We start from the raw sequence: 17,924 nt of genomic DNA on the forward strand, positions 1-17,924 counted from the left end.
GCCGCCGCACGGCGGGCGCTAAAAAAACTCACCGCATTACGGAAAAGCGGCTCATAATCCGGAGCAGCCGCTCGCTCATGTCAGGGGTGATGATGCCTTCCCCGGTTTTCTCTTCCAGCATATCCGCCGCCGCGCCCAGCGTCTCGCGCGTTGCCAGCGCTACCAGCGTGGCGATGAACGGCTCGGTCTCTTTCTCGCCCAGATCGGACTCCTGCAGCGCCTCGTCCAGGAAGTAAATCGTCTCAGTGCGGCGCGCTGGATTCAGCATGCGCTGTCGAATCTGCCGCTTCTGCGGCTTCTTCTCCTTGCGTCGCGGAGGCTGCGCCTTCTTGGGGCCGCGCCTGCGGTGCCGCCCGCGTCGCGCCAGCTCAGTTCCCCCGGTCGGGGCATTCGCGGGAGATATGGCCCGGCTTACCGCAGTTGAAGCACTTGCCGCCGCCCGGCTTACCGCCGCCGCCTTCCGGACATTCGCGGGAGATGTGGCCCGGCTTGCCGCAGTTGAAACACTTGCCGCCGCCCGGCTTGCCGCCACCACCTTCCGGACATTCGCGAGAAATGTGGCCCGGCTTGCCGCAATTGAAGCACTTGCCGCCGCCCGGCTTACCGCCGCCGCCACCTCCGCCCCGGCCGCCGCCGCGTCCGCGGTCCGGCCGCGGCATCGCATACGCGAGGTCGGAAAGGTTCAGGTCGTCACGGACACTCGCCACTTCCCGGCCGGGCTCATCCAGCGAGCCAAACTTGCCGAGGCTGAGGCGGAGCGAACCGCGCACCAGGCTGGCGCGCGCGTCCTTGAGCCAGATAGTCTCATCGACCGCTACCTTATCACATTCATCATCCCAGAAACTCATCACGATCGTGCCAGTTTCATCGCCTACCAGTCCTTCACATACCCGCCCGCCGCTCTCGATATCGCGAGGCTCGTCCATCGACAGTACCTTGACTGCCATGGTGATACGGCTGCTGCGCGGGGTCAGTTCGTCTACCCTCATCGGCTGCGCCGAGACTGGCCTCCATATAACGGTTGAGATGCACCCTTTCACCCTCAATAGCCGAATACCCAAAAAGGGTAAATCACATAAACACCATTAAGTTTATAACCCCTAGTGGGGGTGAGTGGGTTGTCCCGGGGTGGAGTCCTGGGGCGCAAACAAAGGAGACACTCCAATGCAAGCAAACGAAACCGACTTTGGCCCGCATGTCAAGGACATTGCAGAGGCCCTGGAAAACAAACTGGACGAAGCCACGATTGTCGAAGAACTGAAGCAATACGTGGAGAACTACGGCATCGACCTGGCAACCGCCAAAGAGGCGATTGTCCGGAAGCACTACGGCGACCCCCGCACGTTGCAGGCCAGCGCATTCATGCCGCTGGCTGACATCAAGGCGGACGAGTCATCAGTCAGCTTCCGCGCGAAGGTCGTGTCTATGTTCTCGAAGGAAATCAACCTGAAGGATGGCTCACAGAAGACCATTTTCGAGGGGCAGATCACCGACGGTAGCGCTACCCTGCGCTTCACCGTCTGGCGTGACGAGTTCACGGCCGAGCCGGGAACTATCCTCGAGGTCACCAACGCCTATTCCAAGGGGTGGAAAGACCGCGTCGACCTGAACCTGGGCGACCGTTGCCGGGTAAGGGAGGTTGAGGACGAAACGCTGGCGGCGCTAGATGTGCCGACGGCCGGAAGCCCGTCCGCCGACTCGGCGAGCGACGTTGCAGGACTGCGTAACGGCATGGGCTCGGTCGCGCTGACCGTGCGCATCCTGGATGTGCAGGAGCGCGAGGTGACCGTACGCGGCGAGCCGAAAGCTCTCTGGAGCGGGACGCTGGCGGACGCCAGCGGTAGCTGCCGCTTCACCGCCTGGCACGACCACAAACTACAGGCCGATACCGTCTACGAAATCGGCAACGCCTACGTGCGCGAGTGGCAGGGCATCCCCGAGCTGCAAATCAACGAGAACACCGCAGTGGGTACGGTCGACGCCGAACTCCCGTCGCTGGAAGAACTGGCGGTGGGGACCACCTACACCATCGACCTGCTCGACGAGCGCGGCGGCGCCAGCGACGCGCTCCTGGAGGGGCACGTGCTGGCAGTGCGCGAGGGCAGCGGACTGATTTTCCGCTGCCCTGAATGCAACCGCGTGCTCCGCAGCCGGCAGTGCATGGTTCACGGTGAGCAGGAGGGACAGCCCGACCTACGGACCAAACTGCTCTTCGACGACGGCACCGGTTCACTACAGCTGTTCCTTAACCGCGAGCTGACCGAGAAGGTGCTGGGGCGCGACCTCGATTCGTGCCTTGAGCTGGTGCGCGAGAACTACTCGGCTGAGGCGCTGACCGAAGAGCTGGAGCAGGCACTCCTGCTCAAACCGCTAACGGTGGAGGGGTACACCCGCTCCGACGACTACGGCCTGATGTTCTTCGCGCGTAAGTGCCAGCCGGCACACAACCTCGACGTGCCCTCTGTCGCCAGGCAATTCCTGGCGGCGCTGGAGGCCTGAATGGCGCGTCGCAGGGAACCGGCCCTTCCGGTACTGGCGCAGGAGCTTTCGCGCGCCCATGAAACGCATGTCGAGGACCGCGAGTATTCGCCCACCTACCTTATTTCAGAGATGGGGTCAAAACTCTCGCGCGTGCTCATCGGCGGCATCCTGACCGATGTCGAGAATCGCGGCAGCGAGGCGGACCCATTCTACATGGCGCGCATGGTTGACCCTCACGGCGACACCTACTACCTGCGTGCCGGGCAGTACAACCCCGAAGGCGCTGCGGCGCTCTCAAAAATCGAGACCCCCGCGCACGTAATCTCCGTCGGGAGGGTGCGTGCCTATTCGCCTGACGACAGCGACTCGGTCTACGTCAGCGTCCAGCCCGAGAACGTGCGCGCGGTCAGCGAGCAGGAAGTCTCGGTCTGGGCTATCAAGGCGTGTGAATCACTTATGCGCCGCCTGAAAAGCGACGAAACCGAGCTGAGCAACCGCGAAAAGGAAGGGCTCGGCCTGGCGCAGGAAAAATACGAGACAGTATCGACCGAATCCTACGCCGGACTGCTCTACGACTGCCTACGGAATCTCAGCGGCGACACAACTGCGCCGAGCACGGCGCAGTTCACCGGCGAGTTCGAGACCGCCAGCAACGTGGAAGCGGCCGTGACGGAACCGGAAGCGGCTCCGGTGGCACCGGAAGCGCCTGCGCCCATAGCGGAGCAGGACGCCCCTGTAGGCGATGAATCGCCTGCCGCAGCGCCTGTTGAGGCCGCGACTGCGACATCGCCTTCGGCGCCTGCCGCAGCGCCTGTTGAGGCCGCGACTGCGACATCGCCTTCGGCGCCTGCCGCAGCGCCTGACGGGGAACCGGAAGGCGACACGGATGCCGAGACGGCCGTGCTCGAACTCATAGGCTCACTCGACAAGAAAGGCGACGGAGAAGGTGTAATTTACGAGACACTGCGCGATTCCGCGGCGGCGGCCGGCATCGACGGCTCGCGCCTCGACGAGGTCATCGACTCGCTCAACGATCAGGGGCTGACCTACCAGCCGGCGTTCAACAAGTTCCGGGTGGCATGATGCCGAGCAAGTCTGTACGTAAGTTCCTCGAGGCTATCGCCCCGCGCTGGGAAGACCCGCACGAATTTGACTGGCTGCGGGAAGCCGAACTACCACTGGCAACCGTCCCCCGGAGGCGCTGATGGACAAGAAAGAAGAATCCATCGAAGACCTGCCCGGCGTCGGCCCCGCCATCGCCGAGAAACTGCGCGAGGCGGGCTACCGCACGCTCGAGTCGATTGCGACCGAGTCGCCTTCGCGACTCTCGGACGCGGCCGGCATCGGCGATTCGAGCTGCGCCAGCATCATCGCCGCGGCGCGTAAGCTGGCCGACATCGGCGGCTTCCTGACCGGCACGGAGCTGCTCGAGAGGCGCAGTACCGTCGGCAAGGTTACCACCTGCTCGAGCGAGCTGGATACGCTGATGGGGGGCGGCATCGAGACGCAGGCGATTAGCGAGTTCTACGGCCAGTATGGCTCGGGAAAAACCCAGATTGTCCATCAGCTAGCGGTGTCTGTGCAACTACCTGAAGAGCAGGGCGGCCTCAACTCAGAGGCGGTGATTATCGACACCGAAAACACCTTCCGACCCGAACGCATCGTTTCGATGGCGAAAGCGCTCGACCTGGACCCGGACGAGGCTCTGGCGCGCATCCACGTTGGTCGCGCCTACAACTCACACCAGCAGATGCTGATGGTCGAGAAAGCCCAGCAGCTGGCCGAGGAGCGGCCCATCCGGATGCTGGTCGTCGATTCGCTGACCGGTGCGTTCCGGTCAGAGTATATCGGCCGCGGCGTCCTTGCCGAACGGCAGGGCAAAATCAACAGCCATATGGAGTCGCTGGGGCGCTTTGCAGACTTGCACAACGCCGTGGTAGCAGTTACCAACCAGGTGCACTCCAAGCCGGACGCCTTCTTCGGCGATCCGACCAAGCCTATTGGCGGCCACATCGTCGGCCACACCTCAAAATTCAGGATCTATATCCGACGCGGCAAGGCAGGCAAGCGCATCTTCCGACTCGTTGACTCGCCACATCTCCCCGACGGGGAAGCGGTAGTGCAGATACTGGAAGACGGAATTCGCGACTAGCGGCCCAGTCCGCGCAACACTTTCAGCCCGAACCAGTTGCGCTTCGCCAGCGCCCAGAGCCCAGCGGAGTCGCGGTCGAGCGTCGCCTGTTCGAGGTCGGAATCGCCCTCCATGAAGCACTCAATCGTGCAGTAGCCCCGACTGGCGCCGTTGTCGACCGCGTGCGCGACACCGGCCGGCGTCGAATCGGTCATCGCGTTGCCAACTTTGAAGGCCCAGTTGAACGACTTGCCGCAGCTGCGGCAAGTGCGTTCCTCCACATTGCCGACCGTCGATTCGCCGTAGCGCGAGCCTTCGCCGACCGCCTCCTTGTCGTAGACGTAATGCGTCTCGTCCGCGGGCGGGAAGCGCAGGTCAGAACTCGTCGTCGTCATCCCACACCATATCATCGCTCCGGGAGCGGCGCAGCGCCATCACCACACCGAGGATTACCAGCACGGCAACGCCGCCGATGCCGAGGGTCATCGTGTCGAGGTCCTGTAGACTCTCGAACCAGTCGCCCGAGACGAGGCCGCTATCCCCGTCTGCGACGGTCAGCGAATATTCGACCATGTTGTTGGTCTCGTCGGTTTCGAGGGCATAATCTTCTTCATCGAGCACGATGCGTAGGGTGTAGCTGCCCGGACTGTCAAACGCCAGCGCGAAACTGACTGTGCTGCTCTCCCCGGGAGTGACGAATGTGAAAGTGTCGTGCGCCAGCACGAGCGGGCCGTTGTTGTGGCTGTAGTAAACCACGACTGGCACCGGGTTGTAACCTATAGCAGGGTCGCCAGCGGTGCGAATGGTGATAGCAATCGCGAACGGCTTGCCGGTGGTTACGGTGGTTGAATTGGTCGCGCCATTGATTGAGACATCTTCCCAACCGACGTAGTTGTCGATGTCGCTCTGGTGGACGACCAGATAGAGACGCTCGTCGCCGCTACTCTCCCACTCGTTGTCCTGAATATCGCCACAACTCACCGTCAGGTAGTAGGTATCGCTGGGCGCCTCATCCTCATTGTAGGCCCACTCCCACTTCACCCGTAGCGACTCGCCATTCGAGTCTTCGAGCACTCCCCCGGCGACCGTGACGTGCGTGCCCGAGCTGGTGCCGCGCACCTCGAGGCCCCAGGTCTCCGATTGCAAATCCTCGCTGCCAAAGGCCGAAAGCAGCCGCGCCTCTACCTCAACCACTTCGCGCGCGTGATCCACTTCGATGCGCGGGAATTCGGTGCGGAAGTGGTCCAGCTCGAGTGAAATACCGGCCGAGTGGTTCAGGCTGGATGTGAGCACCACTATCTGGTCGCTCGAGCTCCCGAACGGCGACCAGTCGTCGCCACCCGAATACTCGAGGTCGACTCGAATGGTCTGACCGCGGTCAATCTGGTTTTCGCCGTCGAGCGAGAAGCTGGTCGAGAAGTGTGAGGCATTGTTGTTGACTGTGCGGGTCTCGGTCTCGCTCTGAAGGGATTCGAACCCTTGGCCGTCCGGCACTACCAGCGTCGCACGGAACTGGACGTCCTTGACCGAGCCGGAAGTCGCCATGGCCCAGATTTCGAAGGGGACCGTTCCGCGCGCGGTGGCATTAGTGTTGAAGGCGGGGCTGAACCAGCTGCCGACGTCCTCCCAATTACGACCGCCGGTAACGCCGAGGCGGTTGCCGTCCTGCGGGCAATCGCTCTCGGTGTCGCTGTCGCTCGTCGGCGCAGTGGTGTTGAAGCTGCCGCTGCCGCCGTCAAGGTCACCGTAGAAGTAAAGGTCCAGTTCGTGGAACTGGCCGCTGCCGTAGTCTGGCTCGGCGGCTTGCACCGTCTCGACCGACAAAGGCGACAGGAGCAATAGGAGAGCCGTCAGCGCCACTAGCGCACGCATATGGCTTCGCGACCTGAGCCTCTCCTTTAAAGGTTCCCTTCAACCGAGCGCTTTCTGCGCCGCCTTGAGGTTGGAAACCCGCGCCACCAGTATCGACTTGCGCCCCGCGGCGGAGCCATAGATGTAGTCAATGTTGATGCCTGCGGCGGCCATCTGGCCAGGGCAGTTCTTCAGCATTACTGATATCTGTCGTTCCATGCCCATACTTTCACTCCCCGTTGTGGTCGGGTTGTGAGGTGTCGGTGTTTTGCTTATATGGTTTTCGGCAGCGCCTGAATTCAAGTTCCCAGTGCCAACCGCAGGATATCGCGCGTCCCGGGCGCCAGACCTAACGTCATCAGGAACAGCAGTAGCAGGTAGCGCATGTGCTGGTCCAGCTCCTCACGCTCACTCTCGAGCGCCCAGATAACTGCGGTCACGATGCCGAACTTGAGCGGTAGCATCACCGCCGCAGTTCCGAAGTAGTCAATCGCGCCCGACGGCAACACGTGCTTCTCGACGTAACCATAACGGTCAATCCCAAGCCAAGTCGCCGACCCGTCGAGGAAGTGCGCGAAGTAGAGCGCGAGGTATTCTGGCCGCTGCACCGCCTGCAATGCACGCAGCTTGCGCAGCGGGAAGCGTAGCGCTGCCCCAAGGCAGCCGGCGGCGGCCAGCGCCAGCCCAAAGGCGTGGCCGCCGCTCGCCGCGAAAGCCAGCCAGCCGAGGAAGAGCGCGCAGAGCACGAAGCCGGGGTGCGGCACGCCACGCTCGGCCTTGAGCCACGCCGCGCCCGCAACCATTAGCGTCAACCCTGCTGCGATTAACGGCACTTCCAGTAGCACACCATTGTTGGGCGCCGGCTGCTGCACCAGTTGGAGCAGCACCAGCAGCAGCGCCATGCCGTTACCGAGCCCGAACAGCGCGACCGGGTCGCGCAGGGGGCGCGACCCGTAATACTCCGCGATGCCGGCAGCGACCGCTAGTGAAACCAGCGACCAGATTGCGGGATGGAGCCACCCCTCGAGAGCGAAGAGCCACCACGCACCGTAACCCCCGATAGAGGCGCCGAGCAGCGCCAGCCCGGCCGGCAGCGGCAGCACCCGCGCGTCGCGGAAGCGACCTCCGAGCCAGAGCAGCGCGTAGGCCCACCCCCCCAGCACGAGGTAAATCACCGGTGAGATGAAGAGGTACTGTACCGGCGGCTGGAACAGCCCGGCATCCTCGAGGGTGCGCGCAGCGCCCCCCAGCACCATCAGCGGCGTCGCCGCCAGCAGGAAGCGCGAGTCGGCGCGAACCCCCAGCCAGCGCAGCTGCGCCTCGAGCGCGATGAACGCCAGATAGAAGAGCAGCCCGTACGCCGCGGTGTTGTAGATGTTGTAGCGCGCGCCGCTGCTGCCCTCAGCATCAGCGACGACCGGCGCCAGAAAATAGTCGTACCAGAATTCCCGGCCGGCCGGCAACAGCCCGGTGAGGGTAACCGCCGCGACCAGAAGCAGGATGCGCCTGTCCACGCTGCGCTACTAAAGGGGCTTATTTGGGCACTGCGGCGCAGGGGGCTAAAGCCCCCCTGCAACTCGGGCTGTATGGGGCTCCCAGATGGATGGGGTGAGAATGGCGAACACGGCTGGCTCGAACGTGAACTCGAATTCAAGGACTTCGCGGCGGCGCTGGAATTCGTGAATCGAGTCGCTGAAATTGCCGAGGAACTTAACCATCATCCTGACATCCTGCTCCATGGCTGGAACAGGGTGCACATCGCCAGTTGGAGCCATGATGCGAAGGGCATCACCGACCGTGACCATGCGCTCGCCGGCCGAATTAACACTCTCATTGGCGGCTGAAAACCTCTTTTATCGTCGGGGGGATTGATTTTTATACTATTGCGGAGCGTGCCCCCGCATGACAGAAGCCTACTGTGTCAAGTGCAAGTCCAAGCGAACCATGTCCAACGCCGCTCAGGTCACCATGAAGAACGGCCGCAAGGCGATGAAGGGCAGCTGCCCAACATGCAGCACCGGGATGTACCGCATTCTCGGTAACTAGGACTTTCAGAGGCCAGTTTCAGCCAACTTCTCCGGCAAGTACGTGTCGGTCACGAAGTCGAGGCCATACTTGGCGAGAGCCTGCTGCTCAGCCTTGAGCCCCAGTTCTAGCTGGAGCTCGATTTCCGAGCTCCAGTAATCATTGAGAAAGCGCGGGTCGCTACGCATTGACTTTAGCGCCTGCCGGTCGCGCTCTGTGAGCTCGTCGTGCGGAAGCTCGTAATTTGTTATGTCGGATGGAGTCACGCCAAGATAGCGGGCCGTTGGAGTAGCGAGCAGGTGTGAAATGTGAGCGGTCTTGATGGCACCATAGGCGATCGAGCCGTAAATCCGGTATGACCAGGGATCTGCATCAGTAAAGACCAGTAGCGGCAGGCTGGTCTCATCACTAAGCCGCTGCAGGAACCTGCGCGTCGAGCGTGCTGGCTGTCCCTTGATGTGGACCAGGATTGCGCCGTGACTCTCATCAAACCCATTCTCAACCAACCTATCGAACATTCCTCCTGTCTCGATGGCGATGATGCAGCGCGCGCTGCCTGAGTTGTTGAAAGTGATTTTATCTGGTTCGACGTTGTAGGGAATTGCGTAGCCAGTATCTCCAACGTCGTCGCGGCAGTTAATACGCATCGGCTTGCCTTTGCGGTTTATCTCCGTTAAAGTAAGGTCGCCCAGTACCTTGGCACCATCCTCCTCGGGTCGAATCTTGAAGTCCTCGCGCTGAAAGCTAGTTACGATTTCAAGGTCCTCAATCAACTTGTTAGATTCATCCTGTGTGTGGAACTTGCCCAGATCCCAGCCTTCAGAGATGTAGTAGAGTTCCCTTAATGTGGATGATTTCTGCTGGCCAACCATGTCGCGGATGAAGTCGAGTAGGTAAGTGGTGCGCAGTAGCATATACGCTCCATCCAGCTTCTTGGCTGTGCGGGTTGTCCTCGCTTCTCCATACTTCCAGACTTGCTGTTGCTGGTCGAAGATTATGTTACCCTTACTGCGGGTGGGAAGGTTCATCTCAGGAATCGTTCCGAGGTTTAGCTGTTTGTGAATCTGGCCGGCAATCTGTTCCAGCTGGCCAATCGCGGACTTGGGCATGCCACGCTATTGTGCAGGTGGTTTTGAGATGTGGGGGTGGTTGTGAAATGGGAATTGGGGATTGTTACGTTGTCGGGTGGATTTCAGTGGCCAAAGCTGACATATCACCCGCCGGTGGGGTGTTGTGACTGAAATACCTCGGGACCACCATCGCTACTGCTCGCTACTGGCGCGAGAGAAACTGGTCGCGGCCGGCGACCTCGTCGCTGGTGCCGGTCTGATTGCGCATGGGCGGGGAGAGGCGTTCGATTACCTGCTCGGAGAGCGAACCACTGCGCCGGCACGGCGGGCGATTGCGGCAGCGGCGAAATTGCTGGTTAACGCCGAACGGCCAGTTATCTCTGTCAATGGTAATGTGGTGGCGCTCGCGGCGGAGAGTATAGCTGAACTCGCGGCAGCCATCCCGGCACAGGTAGAGGTTAATTTATTCCACCGAACACCAGAGCGCGTCAGTGGTTTGGTTGACTTGATGGCGGCCGATGGCGTCGTCGCGCTTGGTGCCAAACCAGATTTCCAGATTCCGGGGCTTTCTTCTGAACGGGGGAAATGTTGTCGCGCCGGCATCGGTACAGCAGATGTGGTGTTGGTGCCTCTGGAAGACGGTGACCGCTGCCAGGCGCTGGTTGATATGGGGAAAACCGTCATATCTATTGATCTCAATCCACTCTCTCGCACGGCACGCGCAGCCCATGTTACAATTGTTGATGAACTGGAGAGGGCACTGCCGCTGCTCGTTGGTGCCACCCGGAGCAGCAGGGGTGAGAAATCGACAGGGAGCAGTGGGGGGGGAAAAGGGAGCAAATTCAACAACAAAACCAACCTCGAAGAAACGATTAACATTATTGGAAAGCACACTATGAAAGCCAGCGGGACCCCTTGATTTCGACTGGAAACCTCTTTTTTATATTATATATTTATCGAGAAAAGGAAAACATAACAAACCGCCGAATAAAAAAATAAAAGTTCCAGAGGAAAGGAAGGGGTGTCCCTTTCCAAAGCTACCGGGCGTCGGGCAGGGGTCGACGCCACCGGTCGCCACGGCAATCAAATGCGTTCAGCGCTCTTCCGCACCTGACTCATCGTATCACGTTCTCGCACCGTTACCGTTCCATCATCCATGGTCTGGTGGTCTATTGTTATCGCCAGGGGCACACCAATTTCATCCGCGCGCGCATAGCGCCGACCGATAGAACCACCACCATCGAAGTAGACATCAACACCGCGCTGGCGCAGCTCTCCACAAACACCCCTGGCGCGTTCCCTCATTCCATCCCTGTTCATTAATGGTGCGACGAGTGCAACATATGGCCCAATCGCTTCCGGCAGCGCCAGCCACCCCCGGTCGCCTTCAGAGCGCCATGTTGTTTCCAGAATCGAATAGAGCAACCTGTCCAGTCCAAACGAGGGTTCAACTACCAATGGGAACGCCATCTCCTGTTCGGCAACAGCCTTCTGTGTAAAACAATCAACACCCAGTTCTGTTTTCTTTCCACCCACCTCAACAACCACCCCCGGGGCAACATCATCTTCAAGTTGTTCCAGTATATATTTAGCAGCGGACTTGAATTTTCTGCCGATAGCGCCCCTGTCTGGAATCCAGTGCTCGACCAGCCGCGATTTTCCCCCCACCGGAACGCGCATTTCACGTCCGCTGGCTATCGCGTGCGCCCTGAGGTCATAATCACCCCGGTGCGCGATTCCTACCACCTCAATCCACCCAGCTGAAGTTTTCACCTCCCCATCCCAGCAGTCAGATGAGTAGTGGGCCATCTCGTGCTGGCCATGCTGCCGGAACCTGAGTTTTTCTGGGGGCACCCCACAGTCAAGGATGAACTTACAGCAGCGCGCCAGCCAGGTCGCCACCTGCGGTGAAGCGATTATCCCTTTCGCGAGAGCTTTACTAACGGGAGCTTCGATAGCCTTACCAACATCAGGCAGGAGTGAAACCACCACTTCACTAATATTCTCTGGTAAATCCGCCTCCGCACCCGGGAGGAAGAAGGATTCCACTTCCATCTGGGTGAATTCTCGCAATCGCAACGGACCCTGCCGCGGGGCGATTTCATTGCGAAAGGCACGACCGACTTGCGCCGCAGCCAACGGCAGCTTGCCCCGGTTCTGACGCAGGAGCCATGGGAAAGCCTGGAAAATACCCTGCGCAGTTTCCGGCCGCAGGTACCCAACCGCGCCACGGCCAGCGCCAATTGAGGTGGTAAACATCAGGTTGAAGGGACGCGGCATGCCCAACACCCCCTCACAGCCTCCACAAGTGTTTTTTGCAACTTCAGCGATGAGCGCCTTTTTCCCGAGCGCATCACCTCCTTCGATGAGGCGGTCGGCCCGGTACAGTTTCTTACACTCGCTACATTCAACCACCAAATCATCAAATTCTGAAAGGTGGCCCGACGCCCGGAAAAGCGCTTCCGGGCCGATAGTAGCTCCCTCCAGCTCGAGCGCGCCAGTTTCAATTACAAACTGCTGCCGCCAGAGTTCGAGGATTTTACGTCGCAGCCGCACCCCGATGGGACCATAATCAAGCAGTCCGGCAACTCCACCATAGGGTTCGTAGGCGGGCTGGAATATTCCTCGCCGCTTGGCGAGCGCCATTACTTCCTTGAAATTCATGCCGCCAGGAGCACCTTCAGGAGATCCTGGCAGTAAATCATTCCAGTCAACTTCCCTTCAGCGTCAACCAGCGGGACTTGCCCATAATCTCTATCGAGCATAATCTGGGCAACACCACTAGCTGGGCTACGATAGAAAGCAGTCACCACATCCGTAACCATGATTTCCTCCACTGGAACATCAGGCAGGAACAATCGCCTCTCAGAGTGATAGACGCGCATTATGTCACGCAATCCATCCCAGGACCAGGGGTCCTCGTCAGCCGCCAACCCTATTTCGGAAACCGACACCCCCTCACTAACGTCGGTCGCGTCAAACAGATCGCGGTCGGTGACAATTCCACACAGCAGCCCGCGCTCGCCCAGCACCGGCATCGCGCGGGCGCCCGAGAGCCGCATGATGCGCAGCGCAGCGCCGAGAGGAGTCGATCTGTGGAGTGGGACGCAGCCGCCAGCGAGACAATCCTGGACAGTCACATCTCCATTCGCCGCGACCAGTGGGAGCAGGTTAGTAGGGGTGACTATACCCACGACTCCTCCCTTCTCAACGACCGGGAGATGGTTGAACCCCCGCTCCAGAAACTTATACGCCGCTGACAACACAGTAGAATTCGGTGTCACAGTCACGACATCTGAAGTCATAATCATCGCTATTTGCTCCTCACCGGTGTTGTTGAAAATATCATTCCGGGATACAATCCCGGCTAGCTCCATAGTATCTTCCTTGACAACCGGAACGCCCGAAACGTGATGCTTAATCATCAGGTGCAGCACATCGGTGCGGTTACCCGGCACCTCAGCGCAGATGACCGGGCTCGTCATTACCTGTCTTATCCGCATACATACCTCAGTTTCAGCACCCTCGCCCGCGCGTCGAATACAGCCTCCAGCGGGTCAGCCCTGTGCTGCGAAACCAGTATCCTCCCTGCCGGCAGGGGACTGCTCCGGTCGCACTTTCCTGCCTTCTTAAGGGTTTCATCCAACCCCCCCCAGGCTATTTGCAGTAGCGTTTCCGGCGCCACGTTCGGGAACGCCTCGCGGCAGAAGCGCAACTCCGCCAGCATATCGAGAGTGCAAAGCATCCCATTATCAGTTCCCAACCCGACGTCAACCCCCAGCGCCAGCAGCTCCGCCAGCGGCGGCCGCAGCCCGAAGCGGGCGTTGCTGCGCGAGCAGGCGACGACGCCGACGCCGGCATCGGCGATGGCGCGCAAGTCCTCTCGCGTAGCGTGGCAGAGGTGCACCAGTATATCTGGTTCCAGCTCCAGCATCTGCGCGACCGATTCGCGCTCGCCCTCGGAGAAGTGGAGCGCGACGAGACCACCAGCGACGCGCGCTTCGATTGCCATGCGGCGTCCCTCACCCGGCCTCATGTCCGCGAGTCCCGGCAGCCCCGCATGGCGATCCGGCAGCGGCCGCCCCCCGACGGCGCGGCCGAACGGAATTACCTGTGGCGCTCCCTCCTCGACGCCCCAGCCAGCGTCCGCGGCGCCCTGCACCAGTTGCGCGAGACCAGCTTCACCCCCCTCGCGGAAGTCGAGCAGCAGCGCGGTGCCGCTGGCGGCCGCTTCGCGCAGCCCGGCCGCAATCGAGGCGGGCACGCCCCCCGTCTCGAGCCAGCGATGTTTGAAGCCGCCCGGGCAGACCAGCTCCGCCAGCGGCGCGTCGGGCGCCTCGTCGCGCGCCAGCGTGTCGCCGAGGTGCGCATGGCAGTTGCGGAACGGTGGCAGGATGAGGCCTTCCAGCACGTCGCCGTGGGGGGGTCCCTCACCTTCGTCGCCGCTGTTGGGGTCGAACCAACCCTCGACAAAACCGTCCTGCGTCAGAAGCGGGCCGGCCCAGAGCATCAGAGCGCGGCGGCGATGGCGGGCGCGACCGAGTAGCGGGTGTACACTCCTTCCAGCGTGTCAGAGCTGAGGATGTCGTCGCAGACGCGCAGCCGGTTGGCAGCATCTTCGATGAACTGCCCGTGGGTGCACGCCGCGAGCACCTGGCTGGCGCCCCAGTCCTTGAGGAGTAGCGCCGACGACGCAATCGTCCCACCGGTGGAGATAATGTCGTCGAGTATCACGACAGTCTGCCCCTTCACCGAAACCCTGCCCGAGTTGGTCTCGACTGTGCGGTCGTCCAGCCGGGTTTTCGACATCACGTGCAGCGGCGCCTTCAGCTCTTTGGCGGCGATCGAGCACCGCTCGCGCGCCCCCTCGTCGGGCGCGACGACCAGTCCGGGCGAGAAACCTTTCAGGTAGTGGACTACCTCGCGCAACCCGTCGATATCTTCGGCCGGGCAGCCGAAAAAGTCGAGCACCTCCGGCGTGTGGACCGAGACCGTCAGGACGCGGTCGCTACGCATCCCTATGGGGCGCGCTACGGCGCGGGCGGAGATTGCCTCCCCCTCCTGGAAGATGCGCTCCTGCCGCGCGTAACCCATGTAGGGAATGACGGTAGTCACCGACGCGGCGCCAGCCTCGTGGATGGCCTCGAGCAGCAGCAGTAGCTCGACGATTTTCTCGTCAGGGAAGGTATTCTGGATGACTACTACGTCGCGTCCGCTCACCTGCCGCAGGATGCGGACGTAGCGTTCCCCGTCGGGATACGCCTTGTTTACGACGCCACAGAATTCGGCGCCAGTTTCCTGCGCTAGGGCGACCCCGAGCCGCTGGTGGGTGGAGCCGCTGATGATGAACATCGCGCTGCGATTCGGGGGTGCCTAATACCGCTTTGTGGCCTAAAATTCCTGCTGGCAGTAGTAGCGGAACATGCGCGTCCCGACCGGCGCATCAGGCTGCCGCGCGCGCACCTCGTCAGCACTGATACGGCCGGTCGCGAGCTGTAGCGCCAGCCAGGGCGGGCACCAGTTTTCAGAGTAGATGAATGTCGAGACGCGTGGGTTGATTTCCATCAGCACCCCGCCGCGAGTGGAGATGTCGACGCACCAGTCGAGCGGAATATGGCGCAGCACCTCAGCACCATACGCGAGCAATTCCGGCGCCTCGAACATCTCGAATCCCATTGCCAGCCCCGAGGCGTAGTTGAGCCGCCGCTTGACAGTTCCGAGCAGTACTTCGCCGCCGCGCGCAACGGGGTCGATTTTATGTTCCTCGCCTTCGAGATATTCCATCACCAGCAGCGGCGGGATTTCACGCTCGCCAACAGTCGTGCGCAGCTCCTGTAGTGAGATGTAGCGCGCGAAGGGCCGCCCCTCGAAGAGCAGCTCGTAGCGGTCAGCATGCTCGGTCAGCACCCGCACGCCGCGCGAGCCCTTGCCGCGCGGCGGCTTGAAAACCACATCGCGCTCCGGGAATCCCAGCGTCGCAGCGGCCGCCTCGAGCTCCGCCAGCGTGTGGACCAATTTGTAGCGTGGTAGTTCCATTTTGCCCTTCAGGGCTTCGTACATCGCGAATTTGTCCTCGCACGCGGCGACCCATTTGTGTGGCGATGCAAGCAGCGTCGCCACACCCTCGAAGCGGTCCGCAGCCGCGGAAAGCTCAAACATCTCCCACGAAGTCTGTGGAAATACAACCTCGGCCTCCCAGCGCTGCGCCAGTTCGACGACGGCGTCGACGTAGCCCGCCTCGTGCGCCCACGGCGCCTGCGCGAAGTCGTCACAGAGCCAGCGGCCAATCGCCTGACGGGAAGCGTCAGTGCCGCCAATCCAGAGTTCGGGTGACTGCCGTTTCAGGCTGGTAATCAGCGCGTGCGCGCCGGGGCAGCCAACCCCAGTCAGCAGGATTCGCATCGTGACTCCATTACCGGTGGGTTATTCACGGCACCTCCGGCGCCGCCAGCAGTCCCGCGTAGAGCGCCAGCAGTCGCTCTTCCATGCGGTCCCAGCAGTATTGGGCGCGCCACGCGGCGGCCCCGCGCGCGCCCATTTCGTGTCGCAATTCTGCGTCGCCCACCAGCTTGTGCAACGGTGCCAGCCAGTCATCGGCGACCAGCCCGCAGCGGTGCCGCTCGACGATGGCGCGCCGCGCCTCGTAGGGGCCGACGACCGCCGGGATGGAGTACGCCATCGCGTCGAGCAGCTTCTTCGGGACGGCGGCATGCCGCAGCGGCTCGGCGACGTAATGCCCTACGAGCAGCAGGTCGCAGGCGCGGTAGCAATCGCCCATGCGGTCGTACGCCAGCGGACCGGCGAAGACAGCCTTGGCGCCCACTCTGGCGGCGTACGCTTCGAGCCGCTCCTGTAGTCCGGCGTAGCCGGCGCGCCCCTTCGGCGGGCCACCGACGACCAACAGTGTCGCCTCCGGGACTTGCGCGACGGCGTCGAGCAGCTGCTCGATAATTCGCCGCCGCAGCGCGCCTATATAGCCCGCGACGACCCCCCCGAGCCCCAGCTTCGCGTGCAGGTCTTCCCCCGCGGGCGCCTCGACGACCACCAGCGGCTCGGAATTGTAGAGCACTTCCGCCCCACCGAGCCGCTTTGCCAGCTCGGGCGAGACGGTCACGACCGTATCGGCGCGCGGCAGCCAGCGGCGCTGCTGCCAGCCGAACCAGGCGCCGAGCGCCGCACCCTGCACTCGCTCCAGCAGTGGCCAGTCCTCATGCGCGTCAAAGATGACTTTCGCGTCGCACTCCTCTGCTGCCCGGCAGGCGGCCGGCAGCGTCTCCAGATCATGCGCGTGCACCACCGCCGGCAGCTCATCGGCGGCCGCCTCGGCCAGTTGCCGCATCGCACTGCGGAACGCCAACATGCGCCCCGGCAGCCAGCTGTCGAGCGACGCGAAGATGCGTCGCACGCGGACACCGTCACGGATTTCCTCGGCCGGCAGCGAATCGTCGCGCCGCGCCCAGCAGAAAACAGTCACTTCGTAGCCTGCGCCAATGAGCGAGAGTGCCTCGCGCCAGACGCGGGTGTCGACGGTCGGCTCGAGCAGGTCGTGCCCCAGCAGCATCGCGACCCGGCTCACAGCATGCCGTCCAGCCGCACCTTCAGCGTCTCGAAGCCTTCGGCATACGGCACCGCGAGCTGGACTCCGCGCATGCGGACTACGGAACGGAAGAACTTGGGGTCGAAGTAGGGGTTGTGTTTTTGGCTGTCGTAGCAGTCGAGCGCCTTGAGCTTCTTGCGCACGTGCCGCTCCTCGAGCGAGATGAAGCAGTTGAGCTCGATTTCGAGATTATTCCACGGCAGCTCGTAGCCGAGCAGCGTGCAATTCCGGAAGGTGCGTAGCGCCTCGGCGGTCACGACGCCATGGTCCTGGTGGATGTCAGTCGTCGCCGGCGTAAACACGAGTTCGTAGCTGCGCAGGCACGAATGGTCGCAGAGTGCCTGCAGTATTTCCTGCCGGTCGCGCGGAAACTGGCGGGTGTAGAAATCAAGGATTTCATGCGTGACGCCCAGGATTTTTCCCGACGCCGCAGCTTCGTCGGCCAGGTCGGGATACCGCTCGGCGACCGCGCTGAAGTAGATGACGTGCACCGACCAGCCGCGCTCGACCAGCTTGGCGATGGTCCCGCCGCACCCCAGTTCGGCGTCGTCGGTGTGCGGGCTCAGCACCAGCGCGCGGCGCGACTCGCCCGCGCCGACCTTGTCGGAAATCGCTTCACGCACCAGCTCGCTGACCGGCCGCCCCTGTTCGGCGGCCGAAGTTTTGAGCGCTGCCCAGTCGTCGCCGTGCGCTGCGGTAATCGAGAGCAGGAACTGCGCCGGCCTGTTCTCTTTCTTCCAGGCCATTACTATAGTCTTGCACAATTGGT

At 62.0% G+C, this 17,924-nt stretch carries 21 protein-coding genes; 7 read left to right on the top strand and 14 right to left on the bottom strand.

Annotated elements, in window-relative coordinates; translation table 11 throughout:
* Window positions 1-28: 28 nt before the first annotated feature.
* The gene (locus tag QGG57_03970; GenBank protein MDP7007326.1) at window positions 29-268 is read right to left on the bottom strand and encodes a hypothetical protein; all 240 of its coding nucleotides are present in this window, start codon (window positions 266-268) and stop codon (window positions 29-31) included.
* 100 nt (window positions 269-368) lie between these two features.
* A complete protein-coding gene (locus tag QGG57_03975) occupies window positions 369-989 on the bottom strand; it encodes a hypothetical protein (protein MDP7007327.1) in 621 nt (206 codons plus the stop codon).
* Window positions 990-1,164: 175 nt separating this feature from the next.
* Here QGG57_03975 and QGG57_03980 point away from each other — a divergent pair, with 175 nt between their 5' ends.
* From QGG57_03980 to radA, 4 genes are read left to right on the top strand one after another with little or no spacing between them, the layout of a single operon-like run.
* Window positions 1,165-2,499: a hypothetical protein gene (locus QGG57_03980; GenBank protein ID MDP7007328.1), complete on the top strand. Its 1,335-nt coding sequence runs from the start codon at window positions 1,165-1,167 to the stop codon at window positions 2,497-2,499.
* Window positions 2,500-3,564 (top strand): hypothetical protein, encoded by a 1,065-nt coding sequence (locus tag QGG57_03985; GenBank protein ID MDP7007329.1) that lies wholly within the window; start codon window positions 2,500-2,502, stop codon window positions 3,562-3,564.
* Window positions 3,564-3,686, top strand: a complete 123-nt coding sequence (locus QGG57_03990) for a hypothetical protein (protein MDP7007330.1) — start codon at window positions 3,564-3,566, stop codon at window positions 3,684-3,686. The genes QGG57_03985 and QGG57_03990 overlap by 1 nt, the downstream gene beginning before the upstream one ends.
* Window positions 3,686-4,633 (top strand): DNA repair and recombination protein RadA, encoded by a 948-nt coding sequence (gene radA / locus QGG57_03995; GenBank protein ID MDP7007331.1) that lies wholly within the window; start codon window positions 3,686-3,688, stop codon window positions 4,631-4,633. The genes QGG57_03990 and radA overlap by 1 nt, the downstream gene beginning before the upstream one ends.
* Here radA and QGG57_04000 read toward each other — a convergent pair.
* From QGG57_04000 to QGG57_04015, 4 genes are all read right to left on the bottom strand, one after another.
* On the bottom strand, window positions 4,630-5,007 hold the full coding sequence (locus tag QGG57_04000; protein ID MDP7007332.1) for a hypothetical protein: 378 nt from the start codon (window positions 5,005-5,007) through the stop codon (window positions 4,630-4,632). The two genes, radA and QGG57_04000, sit on opposite strands and share 4 nt — an antisense overlap.
* Complete coding sequence (locus tag QGG57_04005; GenBank protein ID MDP7007333.1) at window positions 4,988-6,484, bottom strand: CARDB domain-containing protein; 1,497 nt, start codon at window positions 6,482-6,484, stop codon at window positions 4,988-4,990. Before QGG57_04005 ends, QGG57_04000 begins: the two co-directional genes overlap by 20 nt.
* A gap of 39 nt (window positions 6,485-6,523) precedes the next feature.
* Complete coding sequence (locus QGG57_04010) at window positions 6,524-6,688, bottom strand: hypothetical protein (GenBank protein MDP7007334.1); 165 nt, start codon at window positions 6,686-6,688, stop codon at window positions 6,524-6,526.
* 74 nt (window positions 6,689-6,762) lie between these two features.
* Window positions 6,763-7,977: a DUF63 family protein gene (locus QGG57_04015; GenBank protein MDP7007335.1), complete on the bottom strand. Its 1,215-nt coding sequence runs from the start codon at window positions 7,975-7,977 to the stop codon at window positions 6,763-6,765.
* Window positions 7,978-8,049: 72 nt separating this feature from the next.
* Here QGG57_04015 and QGG57_04020 point away from each other — a divergent pair, with 72 nt between their 5' ends.
* A complete protein-coding gene (locus tag QGG57_04020; protein MDP7007336.1) occupies window positions 8,050-8,307 on the top strand; it encodes a 4a-hydroxytetrahydrobiopterin dehydratase in 258 nt (85 codons plus the stop codon).
* A gap of 58 nt (window positions 8,308-8,365) precedes the next feature.
* Window positions 8,366-8,509, top strand: a complete 144-nt coding sequence (locus QGG57_04025) for a DUF5679 domain-containing protein (protein MDP7007337.1) — start codon at window positions 8,366-8,368, stop codon at window positions 8,507-8,509.
* Between the two features lie 5 nt (window positions 8,510-8,514).
* On the opposite strand, the gene QGG57_04030 is transcribed toward QGG57_04025, so the two are convergent.
* The gene (locus tag QGG57_04030; protein ID MDP7007338.1) at window positions 8,515-9,597 is read right to left on the bottom strand and encodes a DNA topoisomerase IV subunit A; all 1,083 of its coding nucleotides are present in this window, start codon (window positions 9,595-9,597) and stop codon (window positions 8,515-8,517) included.
* 124 nt (window positions 9,598-9,721) lie between these two features.
* On the opposite strand from QGG57_04030, the gene QGG57_04035 reads away from it, so the two are divergent.
* Window positions 9,722-10,477: a phosphopantothenate/pantothenate synthetase gene (locus tag QGG57_04035; GenBank protein ID MDP7007339.1), complete on the top strand. Its 756-nt coding sequence runs from the start codon at window positions 9,722-9,724 to the stop codon at window positions 10,475-10,477.
* A gap of 164 nt (window positions 10,478-10,641) precedes the next feature.
* On the opposite strand, the gene glyS is transcribed toward QGG57_04035, so the two are convergent.
* The 7 genes from glyS to QGG57_04070 are packed head-to-tail and all read right to left on the bottom strand — an operon-like array spanning window position 10,642 to window position 17,901.
* Window positions 10,642-12,222: a glycine--tRNA ligase gene (gene glyS, locus QGG57_04040; protein MDP7007340.1), complete on the bottom strand. Its 1,581-nt coding sequence runs from the start codon at window positions 12,220-12,222 to the stop codon at window positions 10,642-10,644.
* Window positions 12,219-13,061, bottom strand: a complete 843-nt coding sequence (locus QGG57_04045; GenBank protein ID MDP7007341.1) for a CBS domain-containing protein — start codon at window positions 13,059-13,061, stop codon at window positions 12,219-12,221. Before QGG57_04045 ends, glyS begins: the two co-directional genes overlap by 4 nt.
* On the bottom strand, window positions 13,052-14,068 hold the full coding sequence (locus QGG57_04050; protein MDP7007342.1) for an amidohydrolase family protein: 1,017 nt from the start codon (window positions 14,066-14,068) through the stop codon (window positions 13,052-13,054). Before QGG57_04050 ends, QGG57_04045 begins: the two co-directional genes overlap by 10 nt.
* A complete protein-coding gene (prs, locus tag QGG57_04055) occupies window positions 14,068-14,910 on the bottom strand; it encodes a ribose-phosphate diphosphokinase (GenBank protein ID MDP7007343.1) in 843 nt (280 codons plus the stop codon). The genes QGG57_04050 and prs overlap by 1 nt, the downstream gene beginning before the upstream one ends.
* A 39-nt stretch (window positions 14,911-14,949) precedes the next feature.
* Complete coding sequence (locus QGG57_04060; GenBank protein ID MDP7007344.1) at window positions 14,950-15,960, bottom strand: ATP-grasp domain-containing protein; 1,011 nt, start codon at window positions 15,958-15,960, stop codon at window positions 14,950-14,952.
* Window positions 15,961-15,985: 25 nt separating this feature from the next.
* Window positions 15,986-17,134 (bottom strand): glycosyltransferase, encoded by a 1,149-nt coding sequence (locus tag QGG57_04065; GenBank protein ID MDP7007345.1) that lies wholly within the window; start codon window positions 17,132-17,134, stop codon window positions 15,986-15,988.
* A complete protein-coding gene (locus QGG57_04070; protein ID MDP7007346.1) occupies window positions 17,131-17,901 on the bottom strand; it encodes a PIG-L family deacetylase in 771 nt (256 codons plus the stop codon). The genes QGG57_04065 and QGG57_04070 overlap by 4 nt, the downstream gene beginning before the upstream one ends.
* Window positions 17,902-17,924: the final 23 nt, after the last annotated feature.

It is taken from the genome of Candidatus Poseidoniia archaeon, from assembly GCA_030748895.1.
In the GTDB taxonomy this organism is placed as follows: domain Archaea; phylum Thermoplasmatota; class Poseidoniia; order MGIII; family CG-Epi1; genus UBA8886.

What these genes read in the sequence shown, in the direction of transcription:
- QGG57_03970 (MDP7007326.1), bottom strand. Translation starts at nt 268, where the DNA reads ATGCTGAATCCAGCGCGCCGCACTGAGACGATTTACTTCCTGGACGAG.
- QGG57_03975 (MDP7007327.1), bottom strand. Translation starts at nt 989, where the DNA reads ATGAGGGTAGACGAACTGACCCCGCGCAGCAGCCGTATCACCATGGCA.
- QGG57_03980 (MDP7007328.1), top strand. Translation starts at nt 1,165, where the DNA reads ATGCAAGCAAACGAAACCGACTTTGGCCCGCATGTCAAGGACATTGCA.
- QGG57_03985 (MDP7007329.1), top strand. Translation starts at nt 2,500, where the DNA reads ATGGCGCGTCGCAGGGAACCGGCCCTTCCGGTACTGGCGCAGGAGCTT.
- QGG57_03990 (MDP7007330.1), top strand. Translation starts at nt 3,564, where the DNA reads ATGCCGAGCAAGTCTGTACGTAAGTTCCTCGAGGCTATCGCCCCGCGC.
- radA (MDP7007331.1), top strand. Translation starts at nt 3,686, where the DNA reads ATGGACAAGAAAGAAGAATCCATCGAAGACCTGCCCGGCGTCGGCCCC.
- QGG57_04000 (MDP7007332.1), bottom strand. Translation starts at nt 5,007, where the DNA reads ATGACGACGACGAGTTCTGACCTGCGCTTCCCGCCCGCGGACGAGACG.
- QGG57_04005 (MDP7007333.1), bottom strand. Translation starts at nt 6,484, where the DNA reads ATGCGTGCGCTAGTGGCGCTGACGGCTCTCCTATTGCTCCTGTCGCCT.
- QGG57_04010 (MDP7007334.1), bottom strand. Translation starts at nt 6,688, where the DNA reads ATGGGCATGGAACGACAGATATCAGTAATGCTGAAGAACTGCCCTGGC.
- QGG57_04020 (MDP7007336.1), top strand. Translation starts at nt 8,050, where the DNA reads ATGGGGCTCCCAGATGGATGGGGTGAGAATGGCGAACACGGCTGGCTC.
- QGG57_04025 (MDP7007337.1), top strand. Translation starts at nt 8,366, where the DNA reads ATGACAGAAGCCTACTGTGTCAAGTGCAAGTCCAAGCGAACCATGTCC.
- QGG57_04030 (MDP7007338.1), bottom strand. Translation starts at nt 9,597, where the DNA reads ATGCCCAAGTCCGCGATTGGCCAGCTGGAACAGATTGCCGGCCAGATT.
- glyS (MDP7007340.1), bottom strand. Translation starts at nt 12,222, where the DNA reads ATGAATTTCAAGGAAGTAATGGCGCTCGCCAAGCGGCGAGGAATATTC.
- QGG57_04045 (MDP7007341.1), bottom strand. Translation starts at nt 13,061, where the DNA reads ATGCGGATAAGACAGGTAATGACGAGCCCGGTCATCTGCGCTGAGGTG.
- QGG57_04050 (MDP7007342.1), bottom strand. Translation starts at nt 14,068, where the DNA reads ATGCTCTGGGCCGGCCCGCTTCTGACGCAGGACGGTTTTGTCGAGGGT.
- prs (MDP7007343.1), bottom strand. Translation starts at nt 14,910, where the DNA reads ATGTTCATCATCAGCGGCTCCACCCACCAGCGGCTCGGGGTCGCCCTA.
- QGG57_04060 (MDP7007344.1), bottom strand. Translation starts at nt 15,960, where the DNA reads ATGCGAATCCTGCTGACTGGGGTTGGCTGCCCCGGCGCGCACGCGCTG.
- QGG57_04070 (MDP7007346.1), bottom strand. Translation starts at nt 17,901, where the DNA reads ATGGCCTGGAAGAAAGAGAACAGGCCGGCGCAGTTCCTGCTCTCGATT.